Source organism: Gilliamella sp. W8128 (assembly GCF_016100545.1).
GTDB classification, from domain to species: Bacteria; Pseudomonadota; Gammaproteobacteria; order Enterobacterales; family Orbaceae; genus Gilliamella; species Gilliamella apis.
Genome location: NZ_JACFSE010000005.1, coordinates 165,590 through 188,240, shown reverse-complemented (window position 1 = coordinate 188,240; position 22,651 = coordinate 165,590). Strand labels below are relative to the sequence as shown.

Genomic DNA, 22,651 nt, shown 5'->3' with positions numbered 1-22,651 from the left:
TTTAGTACAGCCTATTTAGTATTTTTGATTAATTCAGCAATACCACCAATGCTACCCATTAAGCTAGATGCATCAAGTGGCATCATTACCACTTTGCTGTTATCTGAAGCTCCAATTTGTTGTAACGCTTCAGTATATTTTTGCGCAACAAAGTAGTTGATGGCATTAATATTACCAGCTGCAATAGCGTCCGAAACCATTTGTGTTGCTTTAGCTTCCGCTTCGGCTGCACGTTCGCGTGCTTCAGCTTGTAAAAATGCTGCTTGTTTTTCACCTTCAGCTTTTAAAATTTCTGACTGTTTTTCACCTTCAGATCGTAAAATAGCCGCTTGACGAACACCTTCTGCTTCAAGAATTTCTGCACGTTTATTACGTTCAGCTTTCATCTGCGCATTCATGGCTGCAATTAGTTCTGCCGGTGGACGAACATCACGAATTTCAATACGGGTAATTTTTATTCCCCATGGGCTAGTTGCATCATCGACAATACTAAGTAGTTTTGAGTTAATATGGTCACGTTGTGATAACATCTCATCAAGCTCCATACTACCAAGTACAGTACGGATATTCGTCATCATTAAATTAATCACTGCACGTTCAAGTTGATTAACTTGATAAGCGGCTCTTGCTGCTTCTTGTACTTGAATAAAGCAAACAGCGTCAATTTGCACATTTGCATTATCTTTAGAAATAACTTCTTGTGATGGAATATCAAGCACTTGTTCCATCATATTAATTTTACGGCCTACACCATCCATAAAAGGAATAATAATATTTAAACCCGGTTCTAAGGTATGAGTATATTTACCGAAACGCTCGATAGTATATTGGTATCCTTGTGGAACAATAGTGATAGCTTTAAAAACTGTTACAACTGCAAGTAAAACGATTACTGCAATAAGAATAAAAAAGATTGGCATAGATCAAAATCTCTAATTTTTATTAATAATTTATCGGAGTTGCTCATTTTAAAGACTAAAATCTTGTTTGGCTAGTTTTAATTCGTTTATTAAAAAATAGAAAACTGTTTACTGTGTAAAGACATTCTGATTGGTACAGGTAGACTTAATTTAAATGTACACAAAATATTCACTTGACAACACACCAATGAACTAGTTTAATAGTACAAAATCTTTTTTAGCAGATACAATAATGATAAATCAGCAATCCATATTAACTCATTGTCAACAAACTACCGTTTTGGGTTGGTGGCGCATCACTTTTTGCGGGTGATGTGATGATGTCCTATTTTCATAATACCCGCTCAGTGCGGGTTTTTTAGTTTTGCAAAGATAAAAATAATTTTATAAAAGAGAGTCAACAATGAATAAGCCTACATTAACACAGATAATTAAAACCATTGGTTATTATCAGGATCCGACTCAGGTATTTTATCAACTTTGTGATAACAAACCGGCAACATTGTTACTGGAATCAGCCGAAATTGATAACAAGCAAGGTATTAAAAGTGTAATGATAGTTGATAGCGCTTTGACTATTTCTGCACTCAATAACCAAGTCACTTTTCAAGCTTTAACCAGTAACGGACAAAAATTATTACCTTTATTACAACAAGCTTTTCCTGATAACGTCGCTAAAACACAATTAGATGAAAATAATCTTAAATTAGTTTTTCCGGCTATTGATAATTTGCAAGATGAAGATTCTCGCTTAAAGTCATTATCAATTTTTGATGCACTAAGAACATTATTAAACATCGTTAATATCCCACAACAAGCGAGTTCTGATGCAGTGTTTGTCGGTGGTTTATTTGCTTATGATCTTGTTGCTGGCTTTGAGGATTTACCTCTGTTACCAACCGAACAACGTTGCCAAGACTTTCGCTTTTATTTAGCTGAAACATTACTGGAAATTAATCATAAAGATCGTGTTTCATTGTTAAAAGCTACGGCATTTACTTCTTGTCCTGATGAGACAAAACGCTTGAATCAACGCTTAATTGAGTTGCACAGTAAACTTAATCAACCGATGAAAGCGATTAAGACTCAATCTTTAGCAGAAATAAATGTTTCATGTAATAAGAGTGATGATGATTTCAATACCATAGTTAAAAAAATGCAGGATGCTATCCAACAAGGTGAAATTTTCCAAGCCGTTCCTTCAAGACGTTTTTCATTACCATGCCCTGAACCATTATCTGCTTACCAAGTGTTAAAAAATACCAATCCAAGTCCATATATGTTTTATATGCAAGATAGCGATTTTGTTCTGTTTGGTGCATCACCGGAAAGTGCCCTTAAATATAACAAGACCAATAATCAAGTTGAAATTTACCCTATTGCTGGTACTCGACCTCGTGGTTTAACCGCAAGTGGTGAGATTGATTATGATTTGGATAGCCGACTAGAACTTGAAATGCGCACTGATAAAAAAGAGTTGGCTGAACACTTAATGCTGGTTGATTTAGCCCGTAATGATTTAGCTCGTATTTGCCAGCCGGGCACTCGTTATACTAAAGAGTTATTAAAAGTTGACCGTTATTCGTGTGTTATGCACCTTGTTTCAAGAATAGTTGGCCAGTTACGGACTGATCTTGATGCACTACATGCTTATCAAGCAACAATGAATATGGGAACACTAACTGGTGCACCCAAAGTAAGAGCAATGCAACTAATTGCTGAATCGGAAAAAATAAAACGTGGTAGTTATGGTGGAGCAGTGGGGTATTTAACCGCTAGTGGTGATTTGGATACCTGTATTGTTATCCGTAGTGCTTATGTTGAAGATGGCATTGCCACGGTGCAAGCAGGTGGTGGGGTAGTTTTAGACTCAGAACCACAATCAGAATCGGACGAATCACGTAACAAAGCTCGTGCTGTTGTTCGCGCGATTATGGCAGCGCATAATGTAGAAGGTGTATTCTAATGGCTAATATCTTATTTATTGATAATGTTGATTCGTTTACTTATAACTTGGTTGATCAGTTACGTCATAATCAACATAACGTGACAATTTATCGCAACACTATTCCTGCCGATGTGATTATTGAAAAATTATCACAAATGCAAAATCCTATTTTAATGTTATCACCAGGGCCGGGAGCGCCAAGTGAAGCAGGTTCAATGCCGGAACTACTCAAACGTTTAAAAGGAAAATTACCGATCATTGGTATCTGTCTTGGACATCAAGCCATAGTAGAATCTTATGGCGGTATGATTGTGCCCGCTGGTGATATCTTGCATGGTAAAGCCTCATTAATTGAACATGATGAGCAAGCGATGTTTAAAGGTTTACCCAATCCATTACCAGTAGCGCGCTATCACTCATTAAAAGGTGAAAATATTCCAAAAACACTAACCGTTAATGCCATGTGTAATAATATCGTTATGGCGGTACGTAATGATGAAGATCGGGTTTGTGGTTTTCAATTTCATCCTGAATCGATTTTAACCATTCAAGGGGTAAAATTATTAGAGCAAACCATTGAATGGGCACTTAATCCAGTCCAAAAACAACCACAGGCAAGACAAGAGGCAATTGTCGATAAGCAAGAATACAATATTCAACCGATTTTAAATAAATTGTACTTAGGACAAGTATTGTCACAAGAAGAAAGCAAAATACTATTTAACTTAATTATTCAAGGTAAGATTGAACCAACAGTTTTGGCAACTGCGATTATAAGTATGAAAGTACGAGGTGAAAAACCGGATGAAATTGCTGGTGCTGCGCAAGCCTTACTTGAAAATGCTGATGCTTTTGAAGCTCCTGATTATGATTTTACCGATATTGTTGGTACCGGTGGTGATGGCACTAATAGTATTAATATATCAACAGCTAGTGCTTTTGTTACTGCAGCCTTAGGGTATAAAGTTGCTAAACATGGTAATCGAGGGGTATCAAGTAAATCAGGATCTTCCGATGTACTATCTGCTTTAGGTATCAAATTAAACATGTCAGCGGAAGCCTCACGTAAAGCGCTTGATGAATTAGGAGTATGTTTCTTATTTGCTCAACAATATCATTCAGGCTTTCGTCATGCTGCTCCAGTGCGTCAGCAATTAAAAACACGGACAATTTTTAATGTGCTAGGACCGTTGATAAATCCATCACGACCAAAACGTATTTTACTCGGTGTTTATCATCCTGATTTGATAAAACCGATTGCAGAAACATTAAAAATGTTGAACTATACCCATGCTTATGTGGTACACGGTGCCGGTATGGATGAAGTGGCTATTCATGGCGAAACCCAAGTTGCTGAAGTAAAAAACGGCGAAATTCGCTATTTCACCCTGACACCACAAGATTTTGGTTTACAACAGTATACTTTAAAAGATATTGAAGGTGGTACACCGGAAATGAATCGTGATTTGTTGTTAGCTATTTTACAAGGACATGGTAAACCAGCTCATGAAGCGGCTATCGCGGCTAATGTAGCAATGTTAATTAGCTTATTTGGTGAACCAGACTTAAAACAAAATGCTCAACGTGCAATTGAATTGATGCATAGTGGCAAGGCTTATGAGCTATTACAAAAGTTAGCAGCAAGATAATAAGTGGAGAATAACATGGCAATTGCAGCATTAACCGAAAATGTTGAAATGGCAACAGTATTAAAAAAAATTATTGCAGATAAACAACTATGGCTGGCTGAACAGCAAGCTAAAAATCCACTGGCTAACTTTAAAAGCAAAGTTGTACCGAGTGATCGTGATTTTTATCAAGCATTAACACAACCGAAAACGGTATTTATCTTAGAATGTAAAAAAGCGTCACCATCTAAAGGCTTAATTCGTGATGATTTTGATCCGGCAACTATTGCTAAAGTTTATAAAGATTATGCTTCAGCGATTTCAGTTTTAACTGATGAAAAATATTTTCGAGGTAGCTTTGAATTTTTGCCTATGGTACGTAATGAAGTCACACAACCAGTACTTTGCAAAGATTTTATTATCGATGAATATCAAATTTACTTAGCGCGATATTATCAAGCGGATGCTATCTTATTAATGTTATCAGTGGTAAATGATGATGAGTATCGCCATCTTAGCCAAATTGCTCATCAACTTAATATGGGAATTTTGACTGAAGCCAGTACGGAACAAGAAGTTGAGCGAGCCATTAATCTTGGCGCCAAAGTTATTGGTATTAATAATCGTAATCTTCGTGATCTGTCAGTAGATTTAAATCGAGTAAAAACATTATCTAAATCTATCCCTGATGATCGAATTATTATCAGTGAATCGGGTATTTACACTCATAATCAAGTTAAAGATCTTAGCCATTATGCTAACGGTTTTTTAATTGGTAGCGCGTTAATGTCTGAGTCAAATTTAAACCTAGCTATTCGTAAAGTGATGTTAGGTGAAAATAAAGTCTGTGGTTTAACCAGAGCGCAGGACGCAATAACTGTCTATCAAGCTGGCGCGATTTATGGCGGATTAATTTTTGTCTCTAATTCACCAAGATATATTACACCAACTAAAGCACGAAGTGTTATAGCAGCAGCTCCGCTAAATTGGGTGGGTGTTTTTAAAAATAGCGATATAGACGAAGTTTGCCAGATAGCGCAACAATTATCACTTTTCGCAGTGCAATTACATGGTCATGAGGATGATAATTATATTCAAACACTTCGCCAAAAATTGCCAGCAGCCTGTCAAATTTGGAAAGCATTAAGTATTAGTGATAGTATTCCGAACCATGATAATCCATTAGTCTCTCGTTATATATTTGATAATGGCGCCGGTGGAACAGGTAAAAGTTTTAATTGGTCGCTATTACGTGGCAAAGATTTAAGTAACGTCATTTTAGCTGGTGGTATTAATCCACAAAATGTAAGTGAAGCACTCGCTACTGATGTTGTTGGTGTTGACCTTAACTCGGGCGTTGAAGTTTCACCCGGAATTAAAGATAAACAAAAAATTACAGCAGTATTTGAACAAATTTAACTAATTATATTGAAGGAATGGTTATGTCTAAATTAAATCCTTATTTTGGCGAGTTTGGTGGTCAATATGTACCGCAAATATTAATGCCAGTACTAGAACAACTTGAGGATGCTTTTATATCGGCGATACACGATCCGAGTTTTCAAAAAGAATTTAATGACCTTTTGGTTAACTATGCAGGTCGCCCAACCGCATTAACATTGTGTAAAAATCTTACTGCAGGTACCAAAACAAAACTATATTTAAAACGAGAAGATTTAGTTCATGGTGGAGCCCATAAAACTAACCAAGTCCTAGGCCAAGCATTACTAGCTAAAAGAATGGGTAAAACCGAAATTATTGCCGAAACTGGTGCTGGTCAGCACGGTGTCGCTTCAGCATTAGCTTGCGCATTATTAGGTTTAAAATGCCGAATCTACATGGGTGCAAAAGATGTTCAACGCCAAGCTCCAAATGTATTTAGAATGCGATTAATGGGGGCTACCGTCATTCCAGTTGAAACGGGCTCTGCCACGTTAAAAGATGCTTGTAATGAAGCATTACGCGATTGGTCTGGTAGTTATGAAACCGCACACTATATGTTAGGTACAGCTGCTGGACCTCATCCATTTCCGACCATTGTGCGTGAATTTCAACAAATGATTAGCCGTGAAGCAAAACAACAAATTTTGGAAAAAGAAGGGCGATTACCAGATGCCGTTATTGCTTGTGTTGGTGGTGGTTCAAACGCTATTGGTATGTTTGCTAATTTTATTGATGATAAATCAGTCAGATTAATTGGTGTTGAGCCAGGTGGGCATGGTATTGAAAGTGGTGAACATGGCGCATCACTTAAACATGGCAAACTAGGCATCTACTTCGGTATGAAAACCCCAATGATGCAAACCGACGAAGGGCAAATTGAAGAGTCTTATTCGATTTCCGCAGGGCTTGATTTTCCAGCGGTAGGCCCACAACATGCATATTTAGATAGTATTGGGCGAGCAGAATATGTCTCTGCCACTGATGACGAAGCCCTTGAAGCCTTCAAAGCATTATCTCGTAGTGAAGGCATTATTCCTGCATTAGAGTCATCACATGCATTAGCTTATGCACTGAAAATGATTAAAGAAAATCCAAACAAAGAACAACTATTAATTGTCAATCTATCTGGTCGTGGTGATAAAGATATCTTTACGGTTTATGATATATTAAAAGCAAAAGGAGAAATAGAATGAGTCGTTATCAAAAACTGTTTGACCGCTTAACAGTCGAAAAACGAGGTGCATTTGTTCCTTTTGTTCCTGTTGGTGACCCAAATCCACAACTTTCAAGTCAAATTATTCAAACCATGATTGATGCAGGGGCTGATGCGTTAGAATTAGGTATTCCTTTTTCTGACCCAATGGCGGATGGACCAACAATTCAAAATGCTAATATTCGTGCTTTTAATGGTGGTATAAGCGTTGAGAAATGCTTCGAAATCTTAACTAACATTCGAACTAGTAATCCAGATATTCCTATTGGATTATTAATCTATGCCAATTTGGTTTTTAAAAATGGTATTGACAACTTTTATGCTAAATGCGCCAAAGCTGGTGTTGATTCTGTATTAGTTGCCGATTTACCGGTTGAATATGCACAAGAGTTTACTGGTGTTGCAGAAAAACATGGCATAGCTCCGATATTTATCTGTCCACCTAATGCTGATGATGAGGTGATAACAAATATTGCTAAGCATGGTAAAGGTTATACTTATTTAGTCTCACGAGCTGGGGTAACTGGTACGGAAAATCGAGCTAATAAACCACTTACACATTTACTAGAAAAATTGACAGAGTTTAAAGCACCGCCTGCGATTCAAGGATTTGGTATTTCAGAACCGGCTCAGGTCAGTGAAGCGATTAAATCGGGTGCCGCTGGCGCAATTGCCGGTTCAGCAACGGTCAAAATTATTGAAAATAACCTTAATAATCCAACCAAAATGTTGAGCGAACTAGCGAGTTTCGTTAAAACGATGAAAGCTGCAACGCAAAAACAATAACAGTAAAACTATCCGCTGATTATTCAGCGGAATTTATTACTTGAAAAAACAATAATTGTACTTATATTAACCTTAACTTGAGATTAATTGTAATTAGTTGCGACACAAAATCATAGCAATTTAGTTTTCAATAACTTTAAGGTCTTTTTGTTAATTATGCTATGATTTTCGGTTGCAATTTTTACAAAAGACAGTATAATCTTCAGCCATCTATCGCGGGGTGGAGCAGCTTGGTAGCTCGTCGGGCTCATAACCCGAAGGTCGTTGGTTCAAATCCAGCCCCCGCAACCACTTAAATTTTCATTCATATTAATCTATCCCATTTTTATTGTCTGAAAGTTCGAATCAAGTGGCTTCATTATATTAAATTTTAAATGTAGCCTCGCTTGTCGGGGTTTTTTTATATGTTATGATTTAAACGCAAGTTTAAAAGGAATGTTGGGCTTTATGCCCTTTTTTATTTTCTGCAGTGGAGGTTTGTTTGGCTAATTTAGAACAGCAATTGACCGATATCATTCAAGAACCAGTTAATGCACTTGGTTTTGAGCTAGTTGGTATTGAATATATTCGTGGTCGTTATCCCGTTTTACGCGTATATATTGATAGTGAAAATGGTATTACCGTTGATGATTGTGCTGATGTTAGTCGACAAATTAGTGCGGTACTTGATGTTGAAGACCCTATTACAGATGCCTACAATCTTGAAGTTTCATCTCCAGGTATGGATAGGCCTTTGTTTACGCTTGAACACTATCAACGTTTTGTTGGTGAAGAAGTCATCGTCAGTTTGCGTATTCCGGTTGCCAATCGCCGCAAGTGGAAAGGACAGATTAAATCCATTGAGAATGAAATGATTACGTTTAATGTAGATGGAAATGATGAAGTGTTTGCTTTTAGTAATATTCAAAAAGCAAACATTGTACCAAATTTTAACCTTAAATAGAGTACAGGTGTAAAGGATGAATAAAGAAATTTTAGCTGTTGTTGAAGCAGTATCTAATGAAAAAGCTCTTACCCGAGATAAGATTTTCGAAGCGTTAGAAACCGCATTAGCGACAGCCACTAAAAAGAAACATACTGTTGATATCGATGTTATTGTAAAAATCGATCATAAAACTGGCGATTATGATACGTTTCGTCGTTGGTTAGTAGTGAATGAAGTCACTCAACCCACTAAAGAAATAACCCTTGAAGCAGCACAGTTTGAAGATCCTGATGTAAAATTAGGTGATTATGTAGAAGAACAAATTGAGTCAGTCGCGTTTGACCGTATTACAACCCAAACCGCTAAACAAGTTATTGTCCAAAAAGTACGTGAAGCTGAGCGTGCAATGGTAATTGACATGTTTAGAAACCGTATCGGTGATATCGTGACTGGTATTGTTAAAAAGACCAATCGTGATAGTGTTATCCTTGATTTAGGTAATAACGCTGATGCAATGATGTCTCGCCATGATATGTTACCTCGTGAAAATTTCCGAATTGGTGATCGTGTACGTGGTATTTTATATCTTGTTGAACAAGATAATAAACCAGCACAACTTTGTGTTAGTCGTTCAAATCCACAAATGATGGAAGAGTTATTCCGCATTGAAGTGCCGGAAATCGGTGAAGAGATGATAGACATTAAAGGTGTATCTCGTGATCCTGGTTCCCGTGCTAAAATTGCGGTTAGCAGTAATGACCGTCGTATTGATCCTGTTGGTGCTTGTGTTGGTATGCGAGGCGCACGTGTTCAAGCGGTTTCAAATGAATTTGGTGGTGAGCGTATCGATATCGTTCTTTGGGATGATAATCCTGCACAATATGTTATCAATGCTATGGCGCCAGCCGATGTTGTGTCAATCGTGGTTGATGAAGATAAACACACTATGGATGTCGCAGTTAATGCTGAAACATTACCACAAGCTATTGGTCGTAACGGACAAAATATTCGTTTAGCATCACAACTTACTGGTTGGACGTTAAATGTCATGAGCACAGAAGATTTGCAAGAAAAACATCAAGCTGAATCTTTTGCAGCAATTAATAATCTAATGAAACATTTAGATATTGAAGAAGATCTTGCCCAGCTTTTAGTTGAAGAAGGTTTTACTTCATTAGAAGAACTAGCTTATGTACCAGTTGAAGAGTTATTAGAAATTGATGAACTTGATGAAGAGCTGGTTGAAGCATTAAGAAATCGAGCAAAAGATGCATTAACAACTATTGCTCTTGCGCATAGTGGTGATAAACGACCTGCTCAAGATTTATTAGAACTACCAGGTATGACACAAGAATTAGCCTATCAATTAGCACAACGAGATGTAGTAACTTTAGAAGATTTAGCTGAACAAGGTACAGATGATCTTGCGGATATTGAAGGCTTAACAAGCACACAAGCTGGCGATTTTATTATGGCTGCCCGTAATATTTGTTGGTTTGCAAATGAATAATTGAGGGAAAGTAATACATGACCAAAGTATCAATCGAAACACTGGCTCAAGAGATAAAAACTCCAGTGGAAACGCTTTTGCAACAGTTTGCTGATGCTGGTATGAAAAAAACCGCATCTGACACTGTGACTCAAAAGGAAAAAGAAGCTTTGCTTGCGCATTTAAAACCTCAGCAAGGCCCAACAAAATTAACTTTGCAACGTAAAACACATTCAACACTTAATGTGTCAAGTGGCGGTGGTAAAAGCAAAGAAATTAAAGTTGAAGTTCGTAAAAAACGAACTATTGTTAAACAAGATCCCGCTGAGTTAGAAAAAGCACGTCTTGAAGCGGAACAAAAAGCCAAACAAGAAGCTGAATTAAAAGCGCGTAAAGAAGTCGAACAAAAGGCAAAATTAGCTGCTGAAGAACAAAAGAAACGTGAAGAAGCAGAAGCTAAAAAGCGTAGTCAAGAACAAAAAGCTAAAGCTGCTCAAGAACAAGCCGCTGATCCAAAAGTGAAAAAAGCACAGGAAGAAAAAGCACGTTTAGAAGCTGAAGCTAACGAAATTAAACGTAAAGCTGAAGAAGAAAACCGCCGTAAACTTGAAGAAGAAGCTAAACGTATGGCGGAAGAAGCGCGCAAACTTGCTGAACAATATAACGAAACAGAAGAAACCAATAATAACAGTGATGATGAAGATTATCACGTAACTACCTCTAAATATGCTCGTGCGGCTGAAGATGATACCGATCGTGAAGTCGAAGGTGGTCGAGGTCGTGGTCGTGGTACTAAACAGACTAAACAGAAAAAAGCTAGCAAATTATCTGAAGGTAAAGCTGAACGTGAAGAAGCTCGAGCTGTAACTCGTGGTAACCACAAGAAAAAAGGCAAAAGTACTTTACAACAAGGTTTTAACAAACCAGTTCAGGCTGTTAACCGAGATGTAATTATTGGTGAAACCATCACTGTTGCCGAGCTAGCCAACAAAATGGCTGTAAAAGGCTCAGAAGTTATCAAAACCATGATGAAAATGGGGGCAATGGCAACTATTAATCAGGTTATTGACCAAGAAACAGCACAATTGGTAGCTGAAGAAATGGGACACAAAGTGGTACTTCGTCGTGAAAACGAACTTGAAGAATCACTAATGAGCGACCGTGATACAGGTGCTGAAAAAGTATCACGCGCTCCAGTTGTGACTATCATGGGACACGTTGACCATGGTAAAACATCACTTCTTGACTATATTCGTAAAGCGAAAGTTGCTTCAGGTGAAGCCGGTGGTATTACTCAGCATATTGGTGCTTACCATGTTAAAACCTCAAGTGGTGAAATCACTTTCTTAGATACTCCTGGCCATGCTGCATTTACTTCAATGCGTGCTCGTGGTGCTAAAGCAACGGATATCGTGGTACTTGTTGTTGCTGCTGATGATGGTGTAATGCCACAAACAATTGAAGCTATTCAGCATGCTAAAGCTGCGAATGTGCCAATCGTTGTTGCTGTAAATAAGATTGATAAACCAGAAGCCGATCCTGAGCGCGTGAAAGGTGAACTGGCTCAATATGGCGTTATGTCAGAAGATTGGGGTGGTGATACTCAGTTTGTTCATGTTTCAGCTAAAGCAGGTACAGGTATCGACCAACTACTTGAAGCGATCTTATTACAAGCTGAAGTACTTGAATTAACTGCCTACGAAACTGGAATGGCAAGCGGTGTTGTTATTGAGTCATTCCTTGATAAAGGTCGTGGTTCTGTTGCTACCGTACTAGTTCAATCAGGTACACTACGTAAAGGCGATATTGTACTGTGTGGTTTCGAATATGGACGTATTCGTGCGATGCGTAACGAATTAGGTAAAGAAGTTACTGAAGCTGGTCCTTCAATTCCGGTAGAGATTTTAGGTCTTTCTGGTGTACCGTCAGCTGGTGATGAAGCGACGGTTGTGCGTGATGAAAAGAAAGCTCGTGAAGTAGCCTTATATCGTCAAGGTAAATTCCGTGATGTTAAACTAGCTCGTCAACAGAAAGCTAAACTTGAAAACATGTTTACTAACATGACTGAAGGTGATGTATCTGAACTTAATATCGTCCTTAAAGCTGACGTACAAGGTTCTGTTGAAGCAATTTCTGATTCATTACTTAAACTATCTACTGATGAAGTTAAAGTTAAAATTATTGGTTCAGGTGTAGGTGGTATTACTGAAACTGACGCATCACTTGCTGCAGCATCTAATGCAATTATTTTAGGTTTCAACGTTCGTGCTGATGCATCTGCGCGTAAAGTTGTCGAAGCAGAAAACTTAGATCTCCGTTACTATTCGGTTATTTATGACCTAATTGATGAAGTTAAACAAGCAATGAGCGGTATGCTTGCCCCAGAATATAAGCAAGAAATTATTGGCCTTGCTGAAGTACGTGATGTATTTAAATCACCTAAATTTGGTGCAATCGCTGGTTGTATGGTAACTGAAGGTGTAGTTAAACGTCATAATCCAATTCGTGTATTGCGTGATAACGTGGTTATCTATGAAGGCGAACTTGAATCACTACGTCGCTTCAAAGATGACGTTAACGAAGTTCGTAACGGTATGGAATGTGGTATTGGTGTTCGTAACTATAACGATGTTCGGGTAGGTGATACTATCGAAGTCTTTGAAACTGTCGAAATCAAACGTACTATTTAATTAATACGTTAACATGTTATAAGCAAGGTTTTAGCCTTGCTTATTCACATTTTAAGGAAAATAGATATGGCAAAAGCATTTAATCGATCATCTCGAGTTGGACATGAATTACAAAAAGAGATTGCGATTATTTTACAGCGTGAAATCAAAGATCCACGCTTAGGCATGGTGACTGTTTCTGGTGTAGATATTTCACGTGATCTCTCTTATGCCAAAGTATTTGTCACTTTTTTAAATGATGATGATCCACAAGTTATTGAACAAGGATTGAATGTCTTAAATGATGCAAAAGGGTATATTCGAACGTTGATCGGTAAAGCTATGCGTTTACGAATTATTCCTGAAATTAAATTCTTTTATGATGAATCGCTTGTTAAAGGTATGCAGATGTCTAGTTTAGTCTCTGATGTGATTAAACAAGACAACGAACGTCATAAAGATTAATAATTAAAAGCACTCAATTTTTGTAAAAAATATTGAGGAGTGTTATCCGTTTCAATTTAAATATCTATGATGAATATAAAGAAAATTCGCCGTGATGTTCACGGCGTTTTGTTATTAGACAAACCACAAGGCATGACATCAAATGATGCCTTACAAAAAGTGAAAAGACTATTTAATGCTAAAAAGGCAGGTCATACTGGTGCTCTCGATCCTTTAGCAACCGGAATGCTACCGATTTGTTTTGGCGAAGCAACTAAATTTTCACAATACTTATTAGATTCTGACAAGCGTTATCGAGTAATTGCTAAATTGGGTGAGCGCACAGACACATCTGATGCTGATGGACAAATAATCTGTACTAAACCTGTTGATGTTACTCAACTTCAAATAGAGCAAGCATTAACTCATTTTCGCGGTGACATTTTACAAGTTCCAACCATGTTTTCGGCTTTAAAATATCAAGGTAAGCCGCTTTATGAATATGCTCGTCAAGGTATTGTCATTGAGCGAGAAGCCAGACCGATCAAGGTTTACGAAAACCAGTTTATTCAATACGATTCGGCTAAACAGGAATTAACGTTAGAGATCCATTGTTCAAAAGGGACTTATATCCGTACTATCATTGATGATTTAGGTGAGTTACTAGGTTGTGGAGCTCATGTGATTTATTTAAGACGTTTGCAAGTGTCAAATTATCCAATCGATAAAATGATTAGCTTGGATGAGTTAGAAAATATTACTGATAAAACACAATTACTCATGCCGGTAGATAGTCCATTACAAGATAGCCCGAAAGTGCAATTGAATGATAGCCAAGGTAGCGATATCTTATTAGGTAGAACAATTAAATTAGCTGACAGTGTAGCAGTAGAAACTTTAGTTAGAATATATCAAGATCAACAATTTATTGGTGCTGGTATTCAACTATTGGATAAATTGTCACCTAAAAGATTGATTTCAACTTCCTAACTTTTTTAACTATCTTTTATTAACAAATAATTAGTTGATAAAAAAAGCCTCGGTTTCAATAATATGGCATCGTGCTAACGATGTCATATTTTGTTTAAGTAAATCACAAAGTAAATATGCTGATTTATTGCCCATCTCATAGAGTGGTTTATTAATTCTATTCAGTTTATCCAACTCATTATATTGATATTCATTGCTATGGCTAATATAAGCAATTGACAGTGGTTTTAACAGATTTGATTGGCTTTTATTAGCTTGATGTAAGGCTCCAAATAGAGAACGATAACAAGATAAATAATTTTGTGCATGATAGCTATCTGAATCGAAGAAGGACAAACTGCTTAAATCTTCAAAAATAATAGCTGTTGGTGGTTTATTACTATTTAATAAGGTTTTAATTGCATCTCGTCCATGTTCATAAGTTAAACAGCCTTGAATGATATAGTCGGAATCAATTGGTAAATTATATCGTTGAAAGGATTGTTGATAACCTTGGAGGAAAAAAGATGAGTTAATACTTTTATCGCTATTAACAAAAATAGCGATCCGTTGGTTACCTTTTTTAATTAACTGTTGGGTTGTTTTAAAACCAATTGTGAGATGATCAAAATAGACACAAGAAAAATTATGTTTGTAATGATTTACAAATACCATTGGCGGTAATGATTTTTTATAACTATATAGATTCTCTAAATAAGGTGCTTGATTAATTATTAAAATACCAATAAAGCGATTTTGAGTAATGTAATGAACCAAATGATAAATATCACTATCGTCTTGGTAAGAAAATTGTAGATAGCAAAATTGTAATTTGACTGCATATAAAGCTTGTTCAATACCGTAATTGATTAAACTTTTTGAAATGAGTTGATTATCAATAATTAATATTCTATTACTGGTATGATCTAGTTGGTAGTCTTTCAAGTTTTCTGACAGATCAACATTTAAGGCTTTCATTGCTTGATAAACAACAGATTGGGTTTGTGACGATGTCATATTAGGTGTTCTTAGTACTCTAGATACAGATGCCACTGAGACCTTAGCTTTTTTCGCAATCGCTGATAATGTAATTTTTGCCATAATTCTTACTGAAACCGAACAAGAGATATAATTACTTTAACGAAGAACAGCGAAATTGTAATTAGCTAATATCTATTTTTTCGAGCAAGATTCCAAAGTTAGAAAACATCTTTTTGCGAAATATTTGGCAATATAGTGGTATAATTGCCACTAAATTTTTTAATTCGGGTTTATCATATGTCTGCATGGAATATTGCCATTGTTGGTGCGACAGGACAAGTGGGTTCTGCGCTAATTGAGTTATTAAATAACTCAAAAACTATTGAAATTGAAAATCTCTATTTAGTCGGTAGCGACAACAGCGCCGGTGAAGTTGTGCGCTTTACGGGTAAAAATTTAACGGTAATTGATAGTGAGCAGATGGATTGGAGCCAATGCCATTTTGCTTTTTTTGTTGCCGGCAGTAAAACCAGCGAAAAATATGCTCAAACAGCCGCACAAGCAGGTTGTATTGTTATCGATGCTAGTGGCTTTTTTGCTGATCAAGATCATATTCCATTAATTGTACCGAAAGTAAATAACAGTGTACTAACCGAATATCGCAATGAAAACATCATTGCTGTAGCTAGCCCAACGGTATCTCAATTATTGCGCTGCGTGGCGTCATTAGTTGATATCCAGTTGTTAACTAATCTACATGTAAGTAGCTTTATTCCATCATCACTATATGGCAAACCCGGTGTTGACGAACTTGCTGGGCAAAGTGCTCGGTTACTAAATGGTATGCCTGTTGATAATCAATTGTTTGACAATCAACTTGCTTTTAACTTATTACCTGTTTCCCATGAGTCTGACCACCTAAGTTTAGGTGAACACTCACAAATTAATCAAATCCGTAAAGTGATAAGCAATTATGATTTACCTATCTCTATTGAATCAGTTATTGTTCCGGTATTTTATGGATTGGCTCAAGCGGTTAATGTTTCAAGCAGTTTACCAATTGAATTAGATATGGCTCGTTTTGATGAATTTGGCGTTGAAGTAAAAAGTGAAGATTTACCAACACCGGTAACCGAAGTAAATACTGATGCTGAAAGTAATCTGACGATCAAACTCGCTAATTTACGACACAGCTATGGTAATTATGAGCAAATCCAATTTTGGTCAGTGGCGGATAATGTCCGTTATTTAGGTGGTTTAATGTTAATCGAGACGTTAGAGATCTTAATTAATGACTACCTGTAAGATTGCCTTAGGTATCGAATATGATGGTAGCGGTTATTTTGGTTGGCAACGTCAACAACATGTTGATTCAGTACAACAAAGATTAGAATCGGCTTTGTCAGTAATCGCTAATGAACCTATCGCGGTATTTTGCGCTGGGAGAACTGATGCCGGAGTTCATGCAACAGGGCAAGTCATTCATTTTGAAACCACTGCTCAGCGTGCTGAAGGAGCATGGACAATGGGTGTCAATTCCCATCTTCCTGACAATATTGCTGTACGCTGGGCAAAAAGTGTTGATGATAGTTTTCATGCTAGATTTAGCGCAACAGCTCGCCGTTATCGATATATCATTTATAATCATCGTTATCGTCCGGCTATTTTAGCTAAAGGTGTGTCACATTATTATCTGCCATTAAATGAAAAGCTTATGCATCAAGCAGCACAATATTTATTAGGTGAAAATGATTTTTCATCATTTAGAGCTGCACAATGTCAGTCACGGACTCCATGGCGTAATATTCATCATATTGAAGTTACAAGACAGGGTGAATATGTTATTGTCGATATTAAAGCTAATGCCTTTGTTCACCATATGGTGCGTAATATTGTTGGCAGTTTATTAGAAGTTGGTGCTGGTAACCAATCACCGCAATGGATCGAAGCTTTATTAGCGGCAAAAGATCGTACCCAAGCAGCAGCAACGGCAAAACCTGAAGGATTATATTTAGTTCAGGTGGATTATCCATTAGAATATCAACTTCCTAATTGCGCTTTAGGTCCATTATTTATACATTAAGCGAATTAGTTATAGGTTAAATTAATTTAAAAACACAAAGATGAATGCAATGAAAAATGATGAAACAAGTTCGAATAAAGAACTGAAAAATCAAGACGCAAAAAAATCAAAATTGCAAAATATAAAGTTGCCTCCTCATTCTATTGAGGCAGAACAAGCTGTGCTTGGTAGCCTAATGTTGGATAATCAACGTTGGGATGTTGTCGCAGAAATGATTACTGACCGTGATTTTTATTCTCGTCATCATCAATTAATATTTTCAGAAATGCATACCTTAGTCAGTCGTGGTACTCCGATTGATTTAATTACACTTTCTGAAAGTTTAGAAAGTAAGGATTTACTGATTGATGTTGGTGGATTTGCGTATTTAGCTGAACTTTCTAAAAATACTCCTAGTGCGATTAATGTGGTTGCGTATACCGATATTATTCGTCAACAAGCTATATTGCGTGAATTGATTAGTGCTTCAAATGAAATAGCCGACAACTGTTACTCAACTGAAGGTCGAGATAGTACGGAAATTTTAGACTTAGCTGAAAGCAAAATTTTCCAAATTGCCGAAAGTCGTACCAAGCAAGGTGAAGGGCCTAAAAATATTACCGATGTGCTTGAAGCTACGGTAGCAAAAATTGAAGAGCTATTCCAGCGCCCACATGATGGGGTGACTGGAGTATCGACAGGCTTCCTTGACCTAGACAAGAAAACAGCAGGTTTACAACGTTCAGATTTAATCATTATTGCGGCTCGTCCATCAATGGGTAAAACGACATTTGCCATGAATCTCTGTGAAAATGCCGCTATGATGCAAGAAAAACCAGTTCTTATTTTTAGTCTTGAGATGCCGTCAGAGCAAATTATGATGCGTATGTTAGCATCTCTATCACGTGTCGACCAAACTCGTATTCGTACAGGTCAACTACAAGATGATGACTGGGCTAGAATATCGAGCACTATGGGCTTACTCCTTGAGAAGAAAAATATCTATATCGATGACTCATCAGGATTAACACCGATGGAGTTGCGTTCACGAGCACGACGAATCTATCGTGAACATAAAGGATTAAGTATGATCATGGTCGATTATTTACAGCTTATGCGTGTACCTAATATTTCTGAAAACCGAACACTTGAGATCGCTGAAATTTCACGCTCATTAAAAGCATTAGCAAAAGAATTGCAAATCCCAGTTGTTGCACTTTCGCAGCTTAACCGTAGCTTAGAGCAACGCGCCGATAAACGACCTGTTAACTCTGACTTACGTGAATCAGGCTCTATTGAACAAGATGCTGACGTGATTATGTTTATCTATCGTGATGAAGTCTATAATGAAGCGTCGGAACATAAAGGTATTGCCGAAATCATCTTAGGTAAACAGCGTAATGGTCCAATAGGTAAAGTGAGATTAAAATTCCAAGGTCAATTTTCAAGATTTGATAATTATGCTGATGCCGGTAAATATTTAGATGATGAATAATAAACTCAACTAAATAACTAGTGTAAATGTGAAAAAACATAACATTTACACTAGATCAATTAACGTTTTATCTTATGGTTAGCATAGACTCGATAAAACTGAGCCATAACAAAGATAAAAGCCTGTAAAATCACAATACAAGCACTGGTTGAGGCATCTAGATGAAAACTGATTAATGTACCGGTTACCGTCGAAAAAGCTGATACAATCACCGCAATCACTAACATCTTTTCAAAACGTTTGGTTAACAAAAATGCAGTAATACCTGGGGCAATTAGCATTGCAATAACTAAGATAACACCTGCCGCTTTAAGTGATCCAACAATGGTTAGCGCCAAAATACTTAATAAACCGTAATGCAATAATTTAACTGGTAAACCAACCACTTTGGCTTGTACGGCATCAAAGCAGTACAACATTAAATCGCGGCGCTTAACAATCACTATAACCGAAACAATGCCCGCAATAGCAATAATCTGTATTAATTCTTGATAACTAGTACCTAATACGCTACCAAATAGAATATGGTTTAAATGTTGGGATGTTTCTACTTTAGAAAATAACACCAAGCCAAAAGCAAACATTCCCGAAAAAACAATACCCATCACGGTATCTTCTTTAATTCGACTGTTTTCCTTAATATAACCGGTAGCGACAGAACAAAATAATCCTGAAGCAAACGCACCTATCATTAGGGGGATTCCAATTAAATAAGCGAGTACAATACCAGGTAATACTGCATGAGAAATAGCATCCCCCATTAATGACCAGCCTTTTAATACTAAAAAACATGACAGCAAAGCACAAACAATCCCCGTAGCTAAGGCGGCCAGAATAGCACGTTGAACAAAAGGAATGGTTAGGGGATGATAAATAAGCTCCCATAATATAGTCATAAAGCTCCCCCTTTAATACGTCTTGCTTGCTTAATTCGACGACGGTTTGAAATCAATCCTTGTCTTGGCGCAAAGAAGAAAGCAGTCAAAAAGATTAAGGTTTGTAGTGTCACAATTACGCCACCGGTTTCACCATTTAAAAAATAACTTATCCAAGCGCCAATTGCACTAGTTGATGCACCAATAACCACTGAAATAATTAATAACCTTGTAAACCTATCAGTGAGTAAGTAAGCGGTTGCGCCTGGCGTGACCACCATAGCAATGACTAATATTGCTCCCACAGTTTGCAGAGCTGCAACCGTACAAGCACTTAAAACAGTGAAGAATAAAATCTTTAATGGTAATGGTTTTAAACCAATAGAGCGTGCATGTGTTTCATCAAAAAACACCACTAACAGATCTTTCCAGAATAAGAGTAATAAAATAAATGAAACCAGAATGATGATTTGCACTTGTCTCATATCACTATCATCAATTCCCAAAATATTCCCAAAAATAATGGTTTGGGCATTAATTGAGGTTGGATTTAATGAGATGATTAAAAGGCCAATAGCAAAAAAGGTTGAAAAGATAAAACCTATAATTGCATCTTCTTTTAAACGAGTAAAAGCACGGACAATGATTATTGATAAGGCAGCCAACAATCCTGTAAAAAACGCCCCAACCGAATAAGGATAGCCGATCGCATAGGCACCAGCCACACCTGGTACTACAGAGTGGGAAAGGGCATCACCCATTAAAGACCAGCCTTTTAACATCAAAAACGCCGATAAAAATGCACAAGCGGCGCCAACTATACTACTTACCCAAATAGCTTTTAACATAAAGCCATAGGTAAAAGGTTCTAGAAGTAGTTCCATTTAGTTTTGCCCTTTAGGTTCAATTATCGTTGGTTCGACTAATAAATCCTGATGAGATGAACTATCACTACCTTCACCGTAAAATACAGCAGCACGTTCGTCATCAGTTAAAATCGACATCTTGCGAGGATCTTCATCCTCATGCAATTGTTCACCTGATAAGCTTAAATAACGTAGAGCACCACCAAAAGTTGTCATCAAATTTTGTGGTGTAAAGGTGGTTTTTGTTTCGCCAAAAGCTAATACGGTTTGGTTAATTAACACCACTTGATCACAAAATTCAGGGACACTACCTAAATTGTGGGTAGAAACCAAAATTAAATGGCCTTCATCACGAAGATCTTTAAGCAGATCGATAATAGCATTTTCTGTTTTAACATCGACGCCGGTAAATGGCTCGTCTAACAACAATACCTTACCTTGCTGAGCCAAAGCTCTTGCTAAAAAAACACGTTTTTTTTGACCACCAGAAAGTTGACCAATCTGGCGGTGTTTAAAATCCAACATATTGACCCGTTCTAGCGCCAAATCGACTTGTCTTTTGTCCTCTTTACTTGGTATTCGCAAAAAAGACATATGACCATAGCGTCCCATCATCACCACATCAGAAACTAAAACCGGAAAATCCCAATCGACTTCCTCAGTTTGTGGAACATAGGCAATAATATTTTGCTTCAATGCTTGTTTTACCGAAATATTATTAAAAGTCACTTGTCCTTTAGTTGGTTTTATCATGCCCATAATGCTTTTAAATAGTGTTGATTTACCACTACCATTAACGCCAACCAGCGCACAGATTGTGCCACCATTTAAACGGAAGCTTGCATCATGAATTGCGGTGTGACCGTTATTATAAGTCACAGTAATATCATCAACATTTAAGCAAATTTGAGTCATTATTTTTCAAATCCTTTAGCGATTGTTTCAACAGTCACTTTTAACAAATCGATATAAGTTGGTACTGGGCCATCTTGAGTTGAAAGTGAATCAACATATAACACACCACCGTATTTAGCACCGGTTTCTTTACTGACTTGTTTAGCGGGTTTATCTGAAATGGTGCTTTCACTAAATAAGACCGGAATATTATTCGCTCGAACTAGATCAATAAGGCTTTTTACTTGTTTGGGAGTGCCTTGTTGCTCGGCATTAATTGGCCATAAGTAAGCTTCTTTAAGATTATAATCACGAGCTAAATAACTGAATGCCCCTTCACTAGTCACTAACCAACGTTGTGATTCTGGAATTTTAGCTAAACGCTCACGAAGTGGGGCATCTAGCGCTTTAATTTTAGCTACATAATCTGCGGCATTCTTATTATAGATTTCGGCATTTTTAGGATCATATTTAACAAAAGCGGCTCGAATATTTTCAATATAGGTTAAAGCTAAGGTTGGTGACATCCAAGCATGTGGATTTGGGTTACCTTTATAACTGCCTTCTTGAATTGGCATTGGATCGATTCCTTCTGTAACTACAACTGAAGGTACATCTTTAATATCCTCAAAAAAGCGTTTAAACCAAAGTTCCAAGTTTAAACCATTCCAAAGCACTAAATCAGCAGAAAGAGCTTTAGTAATATCTTTTGGGGTAGGATCGTATTCATGAATTTCGGCTCCTACCTTAGTAATGGATTCAACAATTGCAGCATCACCGGCAACGTTTTGGGCAATATCTTGAATGACGGTAAATGTGGTAACCACTTTAAATTTCTTTTCATCAGCCGATGCTGAATTAGCTAAGCCAGTTAAAACTAACAATGATGTTAATATCATGTTTAATAATGTTCTGCGGCTTTTAAAAAAATTAAATTTCATTAGCGAATCCTTATTAAATACTACCTTTTCAAGCTAGATTGAAATATAAAAATAAGTTATAGATAAAATTAGTTAGAAATGAATGAAATCCTTTTCTAAATAA

19 protein-coding genes and 1 tRNA gene are annotated in these 22,651 nt (G+C 37.0%); 14 read left to right on the top strand and 6 right to left on the bottom strand.

Annotated elements, in window-relative coordinates; genetic code table 11:
* Positions 1–11 precede the first annotated feature (11 nt).
* Positions 12–920 carry an SPFH domain-containing protein gene (locus tag H3U97_RS06710; protein ID WP_065578455.1) on the bottom strand — a complete coding sequence of 303 codons (909 nt, stop codon included), beginning with the start codon at positions 918–920 and terminating at the stop codon, positions 12–14.
* Positions 921–1,323: 403 nt separating this feature from the next.
* Here H3U97_RS06710 and H3U97_RS06705 point away from each other — a divergent pair, with 403 nt between their 5' ends.
* The 11 genes from H3U97_RS06705 to truB all read left to right on the top strand — a co-directional run bounded on the left by H3U97_RS06705 (position 1,324) and on the right by truB (position 14,455).
* Complete coding sequence (locus H3U97_RS06705) at positions 1,324–2,886, top strand: anthranilate synthase component 1 (RefSeq protein WP_198198572.1); 1,563 nt, start codon at positions 1,324–1,326, stop codon at positions 2,884–2,886.
* On the top strand, positions 2,886–4,517 hold the full coding sequence (gene trpD, locus H3U97_RS06700; protein ID WP_198198571.1) for a bifunctional anthranilate synthase glutamate amidotransferase component TrpG/anthranilate phosphoribosyltransferase TrpD: 1,632 nt from the start codon (positions 2,886–2,888) through the stop codon (positions 4,515–4,517). The genes H3U97_RS06705 and trpD overlap by 1 nt, the downstream gene beginning before the upstream one ends.
* Positions 4,518–4,532: 15 nt before the next feature.
* Positions 4,533–5,915 carry a bifunctional indole-3-glycerol-phosphate synthase TrpC/phosphoribosylanthranilate isomerase TrpF gene (gene trpCF, locus H3U97_RS06695; RefSeq protein WP_232343766.1) on the top strand — a complete coding sequence of 461 codons (1,383 nt, stop codon included), beginning with the start codon at positions 4,533–4,535 and terminating at the stop codon, positions 5,913–5,915.
* A 23-nt stretch (positions 5,916–5,938) separates the two neighbouring features.
* Entirely contained in the window at positions 5,939–7,132 is a 1,194-nt protein-coding gene (trpB, locus tag H3U97_RS06690; RefSeq protein WP_232343765.1) for a tryptophan synthase subunit beta, read from the top strand.
* Positions 7,129–7,938 carry a tryptophan synthase subunit alpha gene (trpA, locus tag H3U97_RS06685; protein WP_198198569.1) on the top strand — a complete coding sequence of 270 codons (810 nt, stop codon included), beginning with the start codon at positions 7,129–7,131 and terminating at the stop codon, positions 7,936–7,938. Before trpB ends, trpA begins: the two co-directional genes overlap by 4 nt.
* Positions 7,939–8,152: 214 nt before the next feature.
* Positions 8,153–8,229, top strand: a tRNA-Met gene (locus tag H3U97_RS06680).
* 190 nt (positions 8,230–8,419) lie between these two features.
* Positions 8,420–8,881 carry a ribosome maturation factor RimP gene (gene rimP, locus H3U97_RS06675; RefSeq protein WP_065578449.1) on the top strand — a complete coding sequence of 154 codons (462 nt, stop codon included), beginning with the start codon at positions 8,420–8,422 and terminating at the stop codon, positions 8,879–8,881.
* Between the two features lie 16 nt (positions 8,882–8,897).
* The gene (nusA, locus tag H3U97_RS06670; protein WP_198192943.1) at positions 8,898–10,373 is read left to right on the top strand and encodes a transcription termination factor NusA; all 1,476 of its coding nucleotides are present in this window, start codon (positions 8,898–8,900) and stop codon (positions 10,371–10,373) included.
* 17 nt (positions 10,374–10,390) lie between these two features.
* Positions 10,391–13,042, top strand: coding sequence for a translation initiation factor IF-2 (gene infB / locus H3U97_RS06665; RefSeq protein ID WP_065650951.1), 2,652 nt, complete (start codon positions 10,391–10,393; stop codon positions 13,040–13,042).
* Positions 13,043–13,108: 66 nt separating this feature from the next.
* Positions 13,109–13,486 carry a 30S ribosome-binding factor RbfA gene (gene rbfA / locus H3U97_RS06660; protein ID WP_034882735.1) on the top strand — a complete coding sequence of 126 codons (378 nt, stop codon included), beginning with the start codon at positions 13,109–13,111 and terminating at the stop codon, positions 13,484–13,486.
* 66 nt (positions 13,487–13,552) lie between these two features.
* Positions 13,553–14,455 carry a tRNA pseudouridine(55) synthase TruB gene (gene truB, locus H3U97_RS06655; RefSeq protein WP_198198568.1) on the top strand — a complete coding sequence of 301 codons (903 nt, stop codon included), beginning with the start codon at positions 13,553–13,555 and terminating at the stop codon, positions 14,453–14,455.
* Positions 14,456–14,485: 30 nt separating this feature from the next.
* On the opposite strand, the gene H3U97_RS06650 is transcribed toward truB, so the two are convergent.
* Positions 14,486–15,535, bottom strand: coding sequence for a LacI family DNA-binding transcriptional regulator (locus H3U97_RS06650; RefSeq protein WP_198198567.1), 1,050 nt, complete (start codon positions 15,533–15,535; stop codon positions 14,486–14,488).
* Positions 15,536–15,712: 177 nt separating this feature from the next.
* Between H3U97_RS06650 and H3U97_RS06645 the strand changes: the two genes are divergently transcribed.
* The 3 genes from H3U97_RS06645 to dnaB are packed head-to-tail and all read left to right on the top strand — an operon-like array spanning position 15,713 to position 18,972.
* Positions 15,713–16,720 carry an aspartate-semialdehyde dehydrogenase gene (locus tag H3U97_RS06645; RefSeq protein ID WP_198198566.1) on the top strand — a complete coding sequence of 336 codons (1,008 nt, stop codon included), beginning with the start codon at positions 15,713–15,715 and terminating at the stop codon, positions 16,718–16,720.
* A complete protein-coding gene (gene truA / locus H3U97_RS06640; RefSeq protein ID WP_198198565.1) occupies positions 16,707–17,498 on the top strand; it encodes a tRNA pseudouridine(38-40) synthase TruA in 792 nt (263 codons plus the stop codon). Before H3U97_RS06645 ends, truA begins: the two co-directional genes overlap by 14 nt.
* A 49-nt stretch (positions 17,499–17,547) precedes the next feature.
* Positions 17,548–18,972, top strand: coding sequence for a replicative DNA helicase (dnaB, locus tag H3U97_RS06635; RefSeq protein WP_086321043.1), 1,425 nt, complete (start codon positions 17,548–17,550; stop codon positions 18,970–18,972).
* A gap of 59 nt (positions 18,973–19,031) precedes the next feature.
* On the opposite strand, the gene H3U97_RS06630 is transcribed toward dnaB, so the two are convergent.
* The 4 genes from H3U97_RS06630 to H3U97_RS06615 are packed head-to-tail and all read right to left on the bottom strand — an operon-like array spanning position 19,032 to position 22,506.
* A complete protein-coding gene (locus tag H3U97_RS06630) occupies positions 19,032–19,868 on the bottom strand; it encodes a metal ABC transporter permease (RefSeq protein ID WP_065650945.1) in 837 nt (278 codons plus the stop codon).
* On the bottom strand, positions 19,865–20,731 hold the full coding sequence (locus tag H3U97_RS06625; protein ID WP_198198564.1) for a metal ABC transporter permease: 867 nt from the start codon (positions 20,729–20,731) through the stop codon (positions 19,865–19,867). Before H3U97_RS06625 ends, H3U97_RS06630 begins: the two co-directional genes overlap by 4 nt.
* The gene (locus H3U97_RS06620) at positions 20,732–21,628 is read right to left on the bottom strand and encodes a manganese/iron ABC transporter ATP-binding protein (protein ID WP_086360513.1); all 897 of its coding nucleotides are present in this window, start codon (positions 21,626–21,628) and stop codon (positions 20,732–20,734) included.
* Positions 21,628–22,506, bottom strand: a complete 879-nt coding sequence (locus H3U97_RS06615; RefSeq protein WP_086321044.1) for a metal ABC transporter substrate-binding protein — start codon at positions 22,504–22,506, stop codon at positions 21,628–21,630. Before H3U97_RS06615 ends, H3U97_RS06620 begins: the two co-directional genes overlap by 1 nt.
* Between the last annotated feature and the right edge of the window lie 145 nt (positions 22,507–22,651).

Excerpts from the sequence above, each read along its gene's own strand:
- truB (WP_198198568.1), top strand. The coding sequence starts at position 13,553 with ATGATGAATATAAAGAAAATTCGCCGTGATGTTCACGGCGTTTTGTTA.
- infB (WP_065650951.1), top strand. The coding sequence starts at position 10,391 with ATGACCAAAGTATCAATCGAAACACTGGCTCAAGAGATAAAAACTCCA.
- truA (WP_198198565.1), top strand. The coding sequence starts at position 16,707 with ATGACTACCTGTAAGATTGCCTTAGGTATCGAATATGATGGTAGCGGT.
- dnaB (WP_086321043.1), top strand. The coding sequence starts at position 17,548 with ATGAAAAATGATGAAACAAGTTCGAATAAAGAACTGAAAAATCAAGAC.
- trpA (WP_198198569.1), top strand. The coding sequence starts at position 7,129 with ATGAGTCGTTATCAAAAACTGTTTGACCGCTTAACAGTCGAAAAACGA.
- H3U97_RS06625 (WP_198198564.1), bottom strand. The coding sequence starts at position 20,731 with ATGGAACTACTTCTAGAACCTTTTACCTATGGCTTTATGTTAAAAGCT.
- trpCF (WP_232343766.1), top strand. The coding sequence starts at position 4,533 with ATGGCAATTGCAGCATTAACCGAAAATGTTGAAATGGCAACAGTATTA.
- H3U97_RS06620 (WP_086360513.1), bottom strand. The coding sequence starts at position 21,628 with ATGACTCAAATTTGCTTAAATGTTGATGATATTACTGTGACTTATAAT.
- H3U97_RS06710 (WP_065578455.1), bottom strand. The coding sequence starts at position 920 with ATGCCAATCTTTTTTATTCTTATTGCAGTAATCGTTTTACTTGCAGTT.
- trpD (WP_198198571.1), top strand. The coding sequence starts at position 2,886 with ATGGCTAATATCTTATTTATTGATAATGTTGATTCGTTTACTTATAAC.
- rbfA (WP_034882735.1), top strand. The coding sequence starts at position 13,109 with ATGGCAAAAGCATTTAATCGATCATCTCGAGTTGGACATGAATTACAA.
- H3U97_RS06705 (WP_198198572.1), top strand. The coding sequence starts at position 1,324 with ATGAATAAGCCTACATTAACACAGATAATTAAAACCATTGGTTATTAT.
- H3U97_RS06615 (WP_086321044.1), bottom strand. The coding sequence starts at position 22,506 with ATGATATTAACATCATTGTTAGTTTTAACTGGCTTAGCTAATTCAGCA.
- H3U97_RS06645 (WP_198198566.1), top strand. The coding sequence starts at position 15,713 with ATGTCTGCATGGAATATTGCCATTGTTGGTGCGACAGGACAAGTGGGT.
- nusA (WP_198192943.1), top strand. The coding sequence starts at position 8,898 with ATGAATAAAGAAATTTTAGCTGTTGTTGAAGCAGTATCTAATGAAAAA.
- H3U97_RS06630 (WP_065650945.1), bottom strand. The coding sequence starts at position 19,868 with ATGACTATATTATGGGAGCTTATTTATCATCCCCTAACCATTCCTTTT.
- H3U97_RS06650 (WP_198198567.1), bottom strand. The coding sequence starts at position 15,535 with ATGGCAAAAATTACATTATCAGCGATTGCGAAAAAAGCTAAGGTCTCA.
- trpB (WP_232343765.1), top strand. The coding sequence starts at position 5,939 with ATGTCTAAATTAAATCCTTATTTTGGCGAGTTTGGTGGTCAATATGTA.